Source organism: Frankia gtarii (genome assembly GCF_025403375.1).
In the GTDB taxonomy this organism is placed as follows: domain Bacteria; phylum Actinomycetota; class Actinomycetes; order Frankiales; family Frankiaceae; genus Frankia; species Frankia gtarii.
Window position 1 is genome coordinate 15,632 of record NZ_JAMPTM010000062.1, and the last position, 12,918, is coordinate 28,549.

Annotated in this window: 12 protein-coding genes; 2 read left to right on the forward strand and 10 right to left on the reverse strand. The window is 71.0% G+C overall.

What is annotated here, in order from left to right; genetic code table 11:
* Positions 1-101: 101 nt before the first annotated feature.
* The 7 genes from NBZ83_RS11855 to NBZ83_RS11885 all read right to left on the reverse strand — a co-directional run bounded on the left by NBZ83_RS11855 (position 102) and on the right by NBZ83_RS11885 (position 5,919).
* On the reverse strand, positions 102-1,070 hold the full coding sequence (locus NBZ83_RS11855) for an RNA polymerase sigma factor SigF (protein WP_261564762.1): 969 nt from the start codon (positions 1,068-1,070) through the stop codon (positions 102-104).
* Positions 1,067-1,600, reverse strand: a complete 534-nt coding sequence (locus tag NBZ83_RS11860; protein WP_261554107.1) for an anti-sigma factor — start codon at positions 1,598-1,600, stop codon at positions 1,067-1,069. The genes NBZ83_RS11855 and NBZ83_RS11860 overlap by 4 nt, the downstream gene beginning before the upstream one ends.
* A gap of 367 nt (positions 1,601-1,967) precedes the next feature.
* The gene (locus tag NBZ83_RS11865; RefSeq protein ID WP_261574956.1) at positions 1,968-2,546 is read right to left on the reverse strand and encodes a GNAT family N-acetyltransferase; all 579 of its coding nucleotides are present in this window, start codon (positions 2,544-2,546) and stop codon (positions 1,968-1,970) included.
* The gene (locus tag NBZ83_RS11870; RefSeq protein ID WP_261564759.1) at positions 2,543-3,169 is read right to left on the reverse strand and encodes a dTDP-4-dehydrorhamnose 3,5-epimerase family protein; all 627 of its coding nucleotides are present in this window, start codon (positions 3,167-3,169) and stop codon (positions 2,543-2,545) included. Before NBZ83_RS11870 ends, NBZ83_RS11865 begins: the two co-directional genes overlap by 4 nt.
* 142 nt (positions 3,170-3,311) lie before the next feature.
* Positions 3,312-4,070, reverse strand: coding sequence for an amino acid ABC transporter ATP-binding protein (locus NBZ83_RS11875; protein WP_498041048.1), 759 nt, complete (start codon positions 4,068-4,070; stop codon positions 3,312-3,314).
* 23 nt (positions 4,071-4,093) lie between these two features.
* On the reverse strand, positions 4,094-4,963 hold the full coding sequence (locus NBZ83_RS11880) for an amino acid ABC transporter permease (RefSeq protein ID WP_261574957.1): 870 nt from the start codon (positions 4,961-4,963) through the stop codon (positions 4,094-4,096).
* Positions 4,964-5,055: 92 nt separating this feature from the next.
* Positions 5,056-5,919, reverse strand: a complete 864-nt coding sequence (locus NBZ83_RS11885) for an ABC transporter substrate-binding protein (RefSeq protein ID WP_261564757.1) — start codon at positions 5,917-5,919, stop codon at positions 5,056-5,058.
* A gap of 440 nt (positions 5,920-6,359) precedes the next feature.
* On the opposite strand from NBZ83_RS11885, the gene NBZ83_RS11890 reads away from it, so the two are divergent.
* A complete protein-coding gene (locus NBZ83_RS11890) occupies positions 6,360-7,589 on the forward strand; it encodes an NAD(P)-dependent malic enzyme (protein ID WP_261564755.1) in 1,230 nt (409 codons plus the stop codon).
* 70 nt (positions 7,590-7,659) lie between these two features.
* On the opposite strand, the gene NBZ83_RS11895 is transcribed toward NBZ83_RS11890, so the two are convergent.
* The gene (locus tag NBZ83_RS11895; protein ID WP_261564754.1) at positions 7,660-7,902 is read right to left on the reverse strand and encodes a hypothetical protein; all 243 of its coding nucleotides are present in this window, start codon (positions 7,900-7,902) and stop codon (positions 7,660-7,662) included.
* Positions 7,903-8,084: 182 nt separating this feature from the next.
* On the opposite strand from NBZ83_RS11895, the gene NBZ83_RS11900 reads away from it, so the two are divergent.
* Entirely contained in the window at positions 8,085-9,059 is a 975-nt protein-coding gene (locus NBZ83_RS11900) for a zinc-binding dehydrogenase (RefSeq protein WP_261564753.1), read from the forward strand.
* Positions 9,060-9,091: 32 nt separating this feature from the next.
* Here the strand turns inward: NBZ83_RS11900 and NBZ83_RS11905 are convergent, their stop codons facing one another.
* Both NBZ83_RS11905 and NBZ83_RS11910 read right to left on the reverse strand, forming a co-directional pair.
* On the reverse strand, positions 9,092-9,271 hold the full coding sequence (locus NBZ83_RS11905; protein WP_261564751.1) for a DUF6104 family protein: 180 nt from the start codon (positions 9,269-9,271) through the stop codon (positions 9,092-9,094).
* Positions 9,272-9,442: 171 nt separating this feature from the next.
* A partial coding sequence (locus NBZ83_RS11910; protein ID WP_261574958.1) for a multifunctional oxoglutarate decarboxylase/oxoglutarate dehydrogenase thiamine pyrophosphate-binding subunit/dihydrolipoyllysine-residue succinyltransferase subunit occupies positions 9,443-12,918 on the reverse strand: 3,476 nt, incomplete at its 5' end.

The window sequence follows — 12,918 nt, forward strand, 5'->3', positions numbered from 1 at the left end:
CCCGGCGGGGTCAGAACAGCCTGGGCGAGGCTTGGACGGCGCGGGTGCGGGTCGGGCGGCGGCAGGTGAGGGTCAGACGGCGCGGAGCCGGCTGAACGGAGTCAGCCGTCCTCGAGTAGACCGCGACGGAGCTGGGCCAGGGTGCGGGCCAGCAGCCGGGACACGTGCATCTGCGAGATGCCGAGCTCGGTGGCGATCTGTGACTGGGTCATGTTGCCGAAGAAGCGCAGGAGCAGAATGCGCTTCTCCCGCGGCGGGAGCTTCTCCAGGAGTGGCTTGAGTGACTCGCGGTACTCCACGCCCTCCAGGGACTCGTCCTGGACGCCGAGGGTGTCCGCGACGGCGGGAGCCTCGTCGTCACCGGAGTCCGGCGCGTCGAGGGAGACCGCCGAGTAGGCGTTGGCCGACTCCAGTCCCTCGAGGACGTCCTCCTCGCTCATCTGCAGATGCCGGGCGATCTCGCTCACGGTGGGGGAGCGGCCGAGTGTCTGGGACAGCTCGGAGGTCGCCTTCGTCAGCGAGAGCTTGAGCTCCTGCAACCGGCGGGGCACCCGGATCGCCCAGCCCTTGTCGCGGAAGTGGCGCTTGATCTCACCGACGATCGTCGGGGTGGCGTAGGTGGAGAATTCCACCCCGCGCTCCGGGTCGAACCGGTCCACCGACTTGATCAGGCCGATCGTGGCGACCTGAACGAGGTCGTCGAGCGGCTCGCCACGGTTGCGGAAGCGCCGGGCGAGGTATTCCACCAACGGCAGGTGCATCCGGACGAGCTGGTCGCGGATGGCGGCGCGCTCCGCATCGCCCTCGGGTAGCTCGGCGAGGCGCACGAACAGCGCACGGGCCCTGGCCCGGTCGGGGGAGTGGGCACGCTCGGTGGTCTCGACCTCGACGCTCGGCAGCGGCTGGGCCGCAACCTCGGCGCTGACCTCCGGATCGCCCGCAGTGCGCTCGGCGGGATGTTCGTCCAGGGCGGCCCCCCGCTGGCTCAGCGCGGCCACCGGGTCGGCCGCGGGTGCGTCCTGGCCGGCGGCCGTCCGGGGCGGCGTCGGGGTCCTGCCGGTCGACGTCACGGTGTACCTACCGCGTCGCCCAGTGGTGTCTCGTTGGCCGCACCTGATCCGCGGACGTGCCCCGCCGGCTCGCCGAGATCCGCTCGCACGCCCCGGCGCTTCTGCAGCGTGATGCTCACCTTGTTGCCCGGGCCGGTGAAGGTGTCCACGTCGCCCGCGAGGGCCTTGAGCACCGTCCAGGCGAAGGTGTCCTCGGAGGGCGGTTCGCCGTCGAGGCTCTCGACCGTCACCAGCACATGCATCACTCCGGGCGAGAGCGTGAACGTGCAGTCGAGCGACGACCCGGGCACCGCCGAGACGAGCAGCAGTGCGCACGCCTCGTCGACAGCGATCCGCAGGTCCTCGATGTCGTCGAGGGTGAAGTCGAGCCGGGCGGCCAGGGAGGCCGTCGCGGTGCGCAGGACAGTCAGGTATGCGCTGGCCGCGGGCAGGGTGAGCGCGACGACGTCGCGCAGTCCGCCGGAGTGGGCGGTTTGGCTGTCGATGGTGTCGGAGTTCTCCGCGCCGCCGGTCGAAGGCGTCGGATCCACGTTCCTACCCCCAAAGAGCCTGCATAGTGCGAGGGGAGACCCTCGCGGGTGGTCCGCCGGCCGAAGCCGGCCGAACGATGATGTTGTGGATGAATGCCTTCCCGCCCGCCGACGACATCAAGCATCCCCATTTCGGCCGTGACGTCCCTCGTGGCCTGGATGGGATCCGCTCCGTCGGCGGCTGGCGACAGCCACCGCCTCCACCGTACCCAGCCGCCGGTGGGTCCCGCAGGTCGGGTGATCGTAAGCGCCCGCAGGCGACCTCATTCGCGCGATGCCGGCGCCGACGAGACCTGGCGGGCGAAAGCCCCGCAACCAGGACGAGCTGCTCGGACAGACGGTCCGATCCGGGCCGGAGCAACCGGTTTCAAGCCGGATCGGCGACGGCACCAGGGCGCGGGCGGGCCAGGGCGGCGAGATCGGTGAGGGCGTCGCCGTCCACCCGCCAGGTCGACCACCCGGTCAGCGGTTGCGCCGCGAGCGAGCGGTAGAACGCCTGGGCCGGTGTGTTCCAGTCGAGTACGGCCCAGTCGAGCCGCAGGTACCCGCGTTCGACGCAGGTCGCGGCGAGGGCGGCGAGAAGGGCCCGGCCGTGCCCCCCACGGCGGTGCTCCGGCCGCACGAACAGGTCGATCAGGTACATCCCGGATTGCCCGGTCCAGGTGGAGAAGGTCGGATGCCAGATCGCGAAGCCCACGACCGGAGGCGGATTCGGGGACGGATGCACCACCCCGATCGGGGGTGGACCCCCGATCGGGGTAACACCCCCGGGCGACTGATCGGCCGTGGCCACGAGGCAGTAGGCGGCCGGGACCGGGCCGAACAGGGCGGCCTGCAGATCGGCCGGGGTCATGGAGACCCGGTCCGCCTCCCGCTCATAGGCAGCGAGCTCCCGGACCAGCTCTCCGACGACCTCGACGTCCCCGGGGCCGGCCACCCGGATCATCGCGATCCACTCGCCGCGGCGCCGGGGGCGCGTAGCTGGTCGTAGAAGGCCCGGCAGTCGCGGTAGGTCGGCAACAGGCCCGCCGACTCCGCCTCCTTCAGCGAGGGGGCCGCGGCGTCCTTCTCCGACAGCAACGGCGTGAGGTCGTCGGGCCAGGGCAGCGCCAGATCGGGGTCGAGCGGGTCGACGCCGTGTTCGCGGCCGGGGGTGTAGGACGTCGAGCACAGGTAGGAGATCGCCGCGTCGTCGGTCAGCGCCATGAAGGCGTGCCCCAGGCCCTCCGAGACGTACAGGCCCCGCCGGTCGACGTCGTCGAGCAGAACCGTGGCGAAGGTGCCGAACGTGGGCGATCCGGTGCGGATGTCGACGACGCAGTCGAGCACCCGCCCGCGGACGCACGTCACGTACTTCGCCTGGCTGGGTGGCACCTGAGCGTAGTGAACGCCACGGAGCGTCCCGGCCCGGCTGACGCTGTGATTGGCCTGCGACAAGGTCAGCGGATGGCCCACGACCTCTGCAAGCGCGTCGGAGCGGAACCACTCCAGGAAGGTCCCGCGGCTGTCGGAGTGCTGACGCGGGGTGAACACCCAGGCGTCCGGAACCGATAGTTCGCTGATCTCCACGACAGCGAAGGTACCGGTTGGACGGGGTGTCTCCCAGCAGGCTGGACCCATGGTCCGGCGCGCGTTGGTGTGCGGGTGTGGCTTTGCGTAGCGCCGGCTACGGTGGTGCGGCCGATGTCGAGGGTCGAGGTCGACGGTGGGGCTAGAGCACTTTCGACAGGAAGGCGCGGGTGCGCTCGTGCGCCGGTGCGGTGAGCAGGGTGGCCGGCGGGCCGACCTCCACGACCGTGCCGGCGTCCATGAAGACGACGGTGTCGGCCGCCTCGCGAGCGAACCCGAGCTCATGAGTGACCACGATCATGGTCATTCCCTCGGTGGCGAGCTGGCGCATGATCTCCAGCACCTCGCCGACCAGCTCGGGGTCGAGCGCGGACGTCGGCTCGTCGAACAGCATCAGCTTGGGACGCATCGCCAGCGCCCGGGCGATCGCGACGCGCTGCTGCTGCCCGCCGGAGAGCTCGGCGGGGTAGGCGTCCGCCCGGTCGGCCAGGCCCACCCGGGCCAGCAGCGCCCGGCCCCGCCGTGTCGCCTCGGACCGCCGCTCGGCGTGCACCCGGACCGGGGCCTCGATGATGTTCTCCAGGGCGGTCAGGTGCGGGAAGAGGTTGAACCGCTGGAACACCATCCCGATCTCCCGGCGTTTGCGGGCGATGTCGCGGGGGCGCAGCTCCCGGATCCGGCCGCGGTGCTCGCGATAACCGACGAGCTCCCCGTCGACCTCCAACCGGCCACCGCTGATCCGCTCCAGGTGGTTGATGCAGCGCAGGAACGTGGTCTTCCCGGAGCCGGACGGCCCGATCAGGCAGGTCACTTCGCCGGGGGCCACGGTCAGGGAGACCTCCCGTAGGGCGACGTGCTGACCGAACGACTTGCGCACCCGCTCGGCGCGGACCATCGGCACCGCGACGGCGGCCGAGCCGGCGTTCACCGGCGCTCACCGACGCGGGGCAGGATCCCGCGCGCGAAGCGGCGCTCCAGCTGGTGCTGCCCGGCCGTGAGCACCGAGGTCAGCGCGAGATACCACAGCGCCGCCACGATCAACAGCGGGACCGTCTGGAAGTTGCGGGCGTAGATGAGCCGGGTGGCGTTGAGCAGCTCGTTGTAGGAGATCACGCTCACCAGCGAGGTCGTCTTGAGCATCGAGATGGTCTCGTTCCCGGTGGGGGGAATGATTGTCCGCATGGCCTGCGGCAGCACGATGCGCCGCAGGGTCAGCGCCCGGGGCATGCCCAGCGCGGACGCCGCCTCGGTCTGGCCCGCGTCGACGCCGTTTATCCCGGCGCGCACGATTTCGGCCATGTAGGCCGCCTCGTTGAGACCGAGACCGAGCACCGCCGCGGCGAACAGCGGCACGACGTGGTTGGCGTCGCCGGAGACGAAGCTCGGCCCGAACGGTATTCCGAGTGAAAGCCGGGGGTACAGGGCGCCGATGAAGCTCCAGAACAGGATCTGGACCAGCAGCGGCGTGCCCCGGAAGAACCAGATGTACAGCCAGGCTGCGCCGGCCACGACAGGATTCGGCGACATCCGCAGGATGGCCAGCCCGATTCCGCCGACGACCCCGATCGCCATCGCGATGACCGTCAGGTAGACGGTGGCCCACATGCCACGCAGCACCGGCTCGGCGAACAGGTAGTCGCCGACGGTGCCCCACTGGAAGTTCGGGTTTGTGGCGAGGGAGTGCACGCCCATCGCGGCGAACACCAGGATGACCACACCGGCCGCCCACCGGCCGGGATGGCGCAGCGGCACGGCGTCGACGTCCACCCCGACGCCGATCCCGGCCGTCGCCACCGCCGCGGGTCCAGGTGTCGGTGCAGGTGCAGGTGCAGGTCCGAGAGGGGGGGTGGCAGCGCCGCGCTCGGGCGGGGAGGCGTTCGCGGCCGTCATCCGGTGGCGCCGTTGATCCGCGGGTTGCTGATGGCGCCGTCACGGACCCCCCACCGGTCGAGGATCTTCGTGTACTCACCGTCGTCGATGAGCTTGGCCATGGCTGCGCGCAGCGCAGCGGCCAGTCCCGAGTTCTTGGGCACGGCGATGCCGTAGGGCGCGGTCCCGTAGGGCTTCCCCACGATCCGGATCTTCCCGCCGGACAGTTTCGCCTGGTAGTCGGCGACCGGCGAGTCCGCCATCGACAGATCGGCGCGGCCCGAGGCGAGGGCCAGGTTGGCGCCGTTCTGGTCGTCGTAGTTCTGCACGGTGACCGCGGGCCTGCCCGCCGCTGTGCAGCGGCCGCTCTGATCGCCGGCATCGGTCTGCTGGACGGTGCCGGACTCCACCGCCACCGTGTGCCCGCACAGATCGTCCAGCGTGGTGACCTTCACCCCACCCTGGCCGCGGGTCATGAACGAGGTGCCCGCCGAGTAGTAGGTCACGAAGTCGACCTGCTTCTCCCGCTCTTTGGTGTCGGTGAAGGAGGACATGCCGATGTCATACCGGCCGGAGGCGAGACCGGGCAGGATCGAGTCGAAGACCACTTGGGTGGGCTGAACCTTGAGACCCAGGACACCGCCGAGTGCGCGGGCCAGGTCGATATCCATTCCGATGATGGTTTTTCCATCCGTGTCGAAGAACTCGTTCGGCGCGTAGGACGGGTCGGTGCCTACCGTGAGCGTCCCCTTGTCACGGCTGCTTTGGGGTAGTTGACCTGCGATGACGCTGTCGGAGGCCGAAGTCGCCGCCGCTGTGGCGGTGGAGTCGGAGTCGCCATCGCCACAGCCCGCCACGATCGTCAGCAGAGCGAGGCTCATGACCAGGGCGGATATCCTTGAACCAGGACGGAAAACGCCGCTGTGCACTGATGACCTCCAGGATTGGGTGATGCGTTTATGTGACGTGGGTGGTGCCCGAGTGCACCCAACCCTGATCATGTGACGTCTCCGCTACGCTCGCGCGCCCGCTCCGTGTCGACATGTTTCGATCGCGTTGCGGTCGGGTTCGTCCGAGGTTCACCGTGGGCGAAGCTTCCGCGCGAGTCCGAGCGGGTCGGCGTGCGATATTGGATGTAACCCCGGGCAATCCCCGGGCGCTCGTCCCGCCTCATGATCACCAAATATCCTGGGGTGGGACCGCTCAGGCCCGCCCTCCTGCGGACACGGCACGCATGGAGGGTGGGCGTCTTGTAGCGCCGCCCAGGTGGTACCACGATTGCTCAAGGGGCCACCGGCGGCATGTCCGAGGAGCAATCTCCGTGACCGCAATCACTGACCACTCGACCCTCGACTCCACCGCAGCGTCGGAACTGGCCGGGGTCAGCCCGCGCCCGTCCGACGACGATCCCGCCTTCGCGCTGCACCGCGGCGGGAAGATCGGCGTCGCGCTGACCGTCCCGCTGGAGACCCGCGAGGACCTCTCGCTGGCCTATACTCCCGGGGTCGCGCGGGTGTGCATGGCGATCGCCGAGACACCGGCCCTCGCCGACGACTACACCTGGCGGGCGAACACGGTCGCCGTCGTCACCGACGGGACCGCCGTGCTCGGCCTCGGTGACATCGGCCCAGCGGGTTCCCTGCCGGTCATGGAGGGCAAGGCGGCGCTGTTCAAGCACTTCGGCGGCGTCGACGCCGTCCCGCTCGCGCTCGCCTGCACCGACGTCGAGGAGATCGTCGAGACCGTCGTCCGGCTCGCGCCGAGCTTCGGCGGGATCAACCTCGAGGACATCTCGGCGCCGCGGTGCTTCGCGATCGAGCGCCTGCTGCAGGACCGCCTCGACATCCCGGTCTTCCACGACGACCAGCACGGCACCGCGATCGTCGCCCTGGCCGCGCTGGAGAACGCCGCCAAGCTGACCGGGCGCACCCTCGGTGACCTGCGTGCCGTGGTGTCCGGCGCGGGTGCGGCCGGAGTCGCGGTGACCCGCATCCTGCTGGCCGCCGGCATCGGTGACATCGCGGTCGGTGACAGCCGCGGCATCATCTACCCTGGCCGCGACGCCCTCACCACGGTCAAGGCCGCGCTCGCCGCCGAGACCAACTCCGCCGGCCTGACCGGCTCGATCACCGACGCGCTGCGCGGCGCCGACGTCTTCCTCGGCCTGTCCTCCGGGCAGGTGCCGGAGGAGGCGGTCGCCACCATGGCCCCCGAGGCGATCATTTTCGCGATGGCGAACCCGGACCCCGAGGTGGAGCCCGCGATCGCCCACAAGTACGCCCGGATCGTGGCCACCGGGCGCAGCGACTACCCGAACCAGATCAACAACGTGTTGGCGTTCCCGGGCGTGTTCCGCGGTGCGCTCGACGTGCGGGCCAGCCGGGTGACGGAGGGCATGAAGCTCGCCGCCGCCAGGGCGCTGGCCGACGTGATCGCCGACGAGCTCGCCGACGACCTCATCATCCCGAGCGTGTTCGACGCCCGGGTGGCCCCGGCGGTCTCCGCGGCGGTCGCCGCGGCCGCCCGGGCCGACGGGGTTGCCCGGCGCTGAGCGGGTCCGTGACGACGGGGACCCCGCAGGCAGCGGCCTGCGGGGTCCCCGAACGCGCGTCTGGGGGCGGTCAGACCCGGCCGCACCCGCGACATGGCCGGTTCTCCACGGCGTCGTCGAGCGGGCGCAACGTGCCGCAGCCCTTGTAGGAACAGCAGACGAAGTCCGCCGACATGACGGTGATGACCGGCGTGCCGTCGATGATGACCGTGGCGGGGGCCTCCGGGATCGGGGCGATCCGCTGACGGCGCCAGCTGAGCCGTCGATGCGCCCCGCGCCGCCCAGGCGTCTCCGGCGAGTCATCCCTGGTCACCACGGTTTGTTCACCGCACCGTCCATGCTTGTCATACCCACGGCGATGAGTTCAGCACAACGGACCCGAGGATGCGCGGGCCGGGGCGGATGATCCCTTTTCGTCGGGATTGGCCTCGGCATCCGCATCGCGAACGACTCGGGTTGCTCGCGCCCAGGATCGGGCGGCCATAGGTTCGTAGGGTGCTCGCAGCCGCCGCGGTCTCTCTGCATCCCGATGCCCCTCTCGACGGTCTGTTCATCGGCGAGCAGCCTGAGCCCACGCCCCCGGACGGGTGGGTCACCGTCACGGTGCGGGCCGCCTCGCTGAACCATCACGACCTGTTCAGTCTGCGCGGAGTGGGCCTGCCGGCCGAGCGTCTCCCGATGATCCTCGGATGTGACGCTGCCGGGGTGACCGCCGAGGGGGAGGAGGTCGTCGTGCACGCGGTGATCGGCGATCCGGCGGCGGGTGGCGGCGACGAGACGCTGGACCCGCGGCGCACCCTGCTGTCCGAGCTGCACCCGGGCACCCTCGCCGAGCGGGTCGCGGTGCCCCGGCGAAACCTCGTCCCGAAGCCGGCCGGGCTGTCGTGGGAGGAGTCGGCGTGTCTGCCGACCGCCTGGCTCACCGCCTACCGGATGGTGGTGTCCCGGGCCGGCCTGCCCGCGGGCGGCGGCGGGACCCTGCTCGTCCAGGGCGCCGGCGGCGGGGTGGCGACCGCCGCCCTGCTGATCGGCAAGGCCGCGGGGCACACCGTGTTCGTCACCTCGCGTGACGAGGGCAAGCGCGCGCGGGCTGCGGCCCTCGGCGCCGACGAGGTGTTCGAGTCCGGCGCCCGGCTGCCGCGGCGGGTCGACGCCGTCATCGAAACCGTCGGCGCGGCCACCTGGAGCCACTCGGTCAGGTCCCTGCGGCCCGGCGGCCGCATCGTCGTCTCCGGCGCTACCAGCGGCCCGAACCCGCCGGCCGAGCTCACCCGGATCTTCTTCCTCCAGTTGTCGGTCGTCGGATCCACGATGGGCAGCCGGGAGGAGCTCGTCGAGCTGCTCGCCTTCCTGGAGCGCACCGGCGTCCGCCCGCCGGTGCACGAGGTGCGCCCCCTGTCCGCGGCGCGGTCGGCGTTCGAGCAGCTCGCCGACGGTGATGTCTTCGGCAAACTCGTGCTCACGCCCTGAGCGGCGGGTCCGGGTCCGGGTCCGGGTCCGGATCAGAGGTCGTCGTCGTCATCGGGGCGGGCGAGCCAGGTGGCGAGGCGTTCGACGGCCTCTTCGAACTCCGGGTGGACGTCGACGAATGCCCGCAGCGAGTCGGCGAGCCCCTCGTAGGTCACCGTCTCCGCGCCGCGACGGTCGGCAAGCTCCTCGATGCCTCGGTCGGTGAAGTACATCCCCGCTCCCGTCCTCCTCGGCGCTGCCGCGTCCCGCGGTCCAGCCGGATCAGGGGGCACGTGGGCCGGGTCAGAGAGTAGGACGGTCCCGGCGCGGTGCCGGGACCGTCCGTCCTCCTCGTCGATGCGCACCCGGCAGCCGTCCGAGAAGGTGGCCGCCGGGGTGATTGCTCAGTCCTCGAACGCGGCCTCGACGAGGGCCTGCTGCTCGCGCTCGTGCACCCGCGACGAACCCGACGCCGGTGCCGCCGCGGCTCGCCGGGAGATCCGGCGCAGGCGGATCCCACCGGGCAGGGACTCGCCGAGGTTGACCGCCATGTGCGGGTAGGCGCCCTGGTTCGCCGGCTCCTCCTGCACCCAGACGACGTCGGTCAGGTTCGGGTAGCGCTCGAGCACCTTCGCCAGCTCCGGTCCCGGAGTCGGGTAGAGCTGCTCGACCCGCAGCAGCGCGAACCGCTCGGCGTCGTCGTGCTTGCCCCGGGCGGCGGCGAGGTCGTAGTAGACCTTGCCGGCCGAGAGCAGCACCCGGCGGACCGTCGACGGATCGGTGACGAAGTCGTCGTCGATCACCGGCCGCCAGCTGCCCTCGGTCAGCTCCGCCACCGTCGAGGTGGCGGCCTTGAGCCGCAGCATCGACTTGGGCGTGAACACGACCAGCGGGCGCCGTACCGGCGAGAGGGTCTGCCGGCGCAGCAGGTGGAAGTAGCTGGCGGGCGACGACGGCGCCGAGACCGTCATGTTGTTGTCCGCGCACAGCGACAGGAACCGCTCGATGCGGGCGGAGGAGTGGTCCGGCCCCTGGCCCTCGTAGCCGTGCGGGAGCAGCAGGGCGAGCGCCGAGCGCTGCCCCCACTTCGCCTCGCCTGCGCTGATGAACTCGTCGATGATCGACTGGGCGCCGTTGGCGAAGTCGCCGAACTGCGCCTCCCAGAGCACCAGCATGTCCGGTCGGGCAACCGCGTAGCCGTACTCGAAACCCATCGCCGCGAACTCGCTGAGCAGCGAGTCGTAGACGTAGAAGGTGCCGACGCCGTCGTTGGTCTCGGTCCCGTCGACGCCGTAGCGCAGCGTCCGCAGCGGGGTGTGATCCTCGGCGGTGTGCCGGTCGACCAGCACGGCGTGCCGCTGGCCGAAGGTGCCACGGCGGCTGTCCTGACCGGTCAGGCGGATCGACCGGCCGTCGAGCAGGAGGGTGCCGAACGCCAGGGTCTCGGCGAGCGCCCAGTCGATCGCGTCGGTCTCGACCATCTGGGCGCGCCGCTCGACCTGCGGGCGCAGCCGCGGGTGGACGGTGAAGCCGTCGGGCAGGGTGACCTGGGTGTTGACGACCTTCTTGACGGCCTCGGCGGAGACCGCGGTGCTGACGGCGGCGGCGGCGGCCGCCTCCTCCGGCGTGGTGATGATGCGCGGCTGCGGCGCGGCGCCGGACGGGGTGGTGTCCCGGGTCTGCGCGAACGCCTTCTCCAGCTCGGCGCGGTAGGACTTCATCGCCTGCTCGGCCTCGTCGCGGGTGATGTCCCCGCGGCCGATCAGTGCCTCGGTGTAGAGCTTGCGCACCGAGCGCTTGCTGGCGATGGTGTCGTACATCAACGGCTGGGTGAACGACGGCTCGTCCATCTCGTTGTGGCCGCGCCGCCGGTAGCAGACCAGGTCGATGACGACGTCCTTGTTGAACGCCTGGCGGTACTGGAAGGCCAGCGCCGCCACCCGCACGCACGCCTCGGGGTCGTCCCCGTTGACGTGGAAGATCGGTGCCTGGACCATCCGGGCGACGTCGGTGGCATACACCGAGGACCGGCTCGACTCCGGCGAGGTGGTGAACCCGACCTGGTTGTTGATGACCAGGTGGATGGTGCCGCCGGTGCGGTAGCCGCGCAGCTGGGAGAGGTTCAGCGTCTCGGCGACGACCCCCTGCCCGGCGAACGCGGCGTCGCCGTGGACGAGGACGGGCAGGACGGTGAAACCGGCCGTGCCCTTGTCCAGGATGTCCTGCTTGGCCCGGACGACGCCCTCGGTGACCGGGTCGACCGCCTCCAGGTGCGACGGGTTCGCCACGACCGAGACGGGCACCTTGCGCCCCTCGCGGCCGGTGTAGACACCCTCCGCGCCCAGGTGGTACTTCACATCGCCGGAGCCGTGCGCCGTCTGCGGGTTGAGGTGCCCCTCGAACTCGGCGAAGATCTGCCGGTAGGACTTGCCGACGATGTTCGCCAGCACGTTCAGCCGGCCGCGGTGGGCCATGCCGATGACGACCTCGTCGATGCCGGCGTCGGCGGAGCGCTCCAGCACCTCGTCGAGCGTCGGGATCGTCGACTCGGCGCCCTCGAGGGAGAACCGGCGCTGGCCGACGTACTTCGTCTGCAGGAAGGACTCGAACGCCTCCGCGGCGCCGAGGCGCTCCAGCACGTGCAGCTGCTCGGCCGGGTCCGGACGTTCCGCGGCCCGTTCGACCCGGGCCTGGATCCAGGCCCGCTCGTCGGGCTCCTGGATGTGCATGTACTCGATGCCGACCCGCCGGCAGTACGAGTCGCGCAGGACGCCGAGCACGTCGCGCAGCGACATCGTGCGCTGGCTCGCGAACCCGCCGACGGCGAACTCCCGGTCGAGGTCCCACAGCGTCAGCCCGTGGCTGATGATGTCCAGGTCGGGGTGGCTGCGGATGGCGAACTCGAGCGGGTTGGTGTCGGCCATCAGGTGACCGCGCACCCGGTAGGCGTGGATCAGCTCCAGCACCCGGGCGTTGTGGTCGAGGTCGCCCTCGTGCACCACGGGCATGTCCGCGACCCAGCGGATGGGCTCGTACGGGACCCGCAGCGACTGGAAGATCTCGTCGTAGAAGCCGTCCTCGCCCAGCAGGAGCTGGTGCATCCGGCGCAGGTACTCACCGGACTGGGCGCCCTGGATGATGCGGTGGTCGTACGTGCTGGTCAGCGTGATCGTCTTGGAGATCGCGAGCCTGGCCAGCGTGTTGGCCGCCGCGCCGGAGAACTCGGCCGGGTACTCCATGGCGCCGACGCCGATGATCGTGCCCTGGCCCTCCATCAGCCGGGGCACCGAGTGCACCGTGCCGATGCCGCCGGGGTTGGTCAGGCTGATGGTGACGCCGGTGAAGTCGTCGGTGGTCAGCTTGTTCGACCGAGCGCGGCGGACCAGGTCCTCGTAGGCGACCCAGAACTGGCTGAAGTCCAGGGTGTCGGCCTTCTTCACCGCGGCGACGACGAGCTGGCGGCCCTTCGGGGTCACCAGGTCGATGGCCAGCCCGAGGTTGACGTGCTCCGGCTGGACGAGCGCCGGCTTGCCGCCGACCTCGGCGAAGGAGGCGTTCATGGCCGGGTTGCTGGCCAGCGCCTTCACCATCGCGTAGCCGATGATGTGGGTGAACGACACCTTGCCGCCGCTTGAGCGGGCCAGGTGGCGGTTGATGACGATGCGGTTGTCCGCGAGCAGCTTCGCCGGGAACGCCCGGACCGACGTGGCGGTCGGGACGTGCAGCGAGGTCTCCATGTTGCTGACCACGCGGGCGGCCGCGCCGCGCAGCGGCGTGGTGGCCGAACCTGCCGCCGCGCCGGCGGGGGCGGGTGCCGGCTGCTTGGCCGCCGCGGTGGGCTTGGCGGCTGCCGGCTTCGTCGGCGCGGAGGGGGCGGGCG

Coding starts and splice junctions, on each gene's coding strand:
- NBZ83_RS11865 (WP_261574956.1), bottom strand. CDS start 2,546: ATGATCCGGGTGGCCGGCCCCGGGGACGTCGAGGTCGTCGGAGAGCTG.
- NBZ83_RS11885 (WP_261564757.1), bottom strand. CDS start 5,919: ATGAGCCTCGCTCTGCTGACGATCGTGGCGGGCTGTGGCGATGGCGAC.
- NBZ83_RS11905 (WP_261564751.1), bottom strand. CDS start 9,271: ATGTACTTCACCGACCGAGGCATCGAGGAGCTTGCCGACCGTCGCGGC.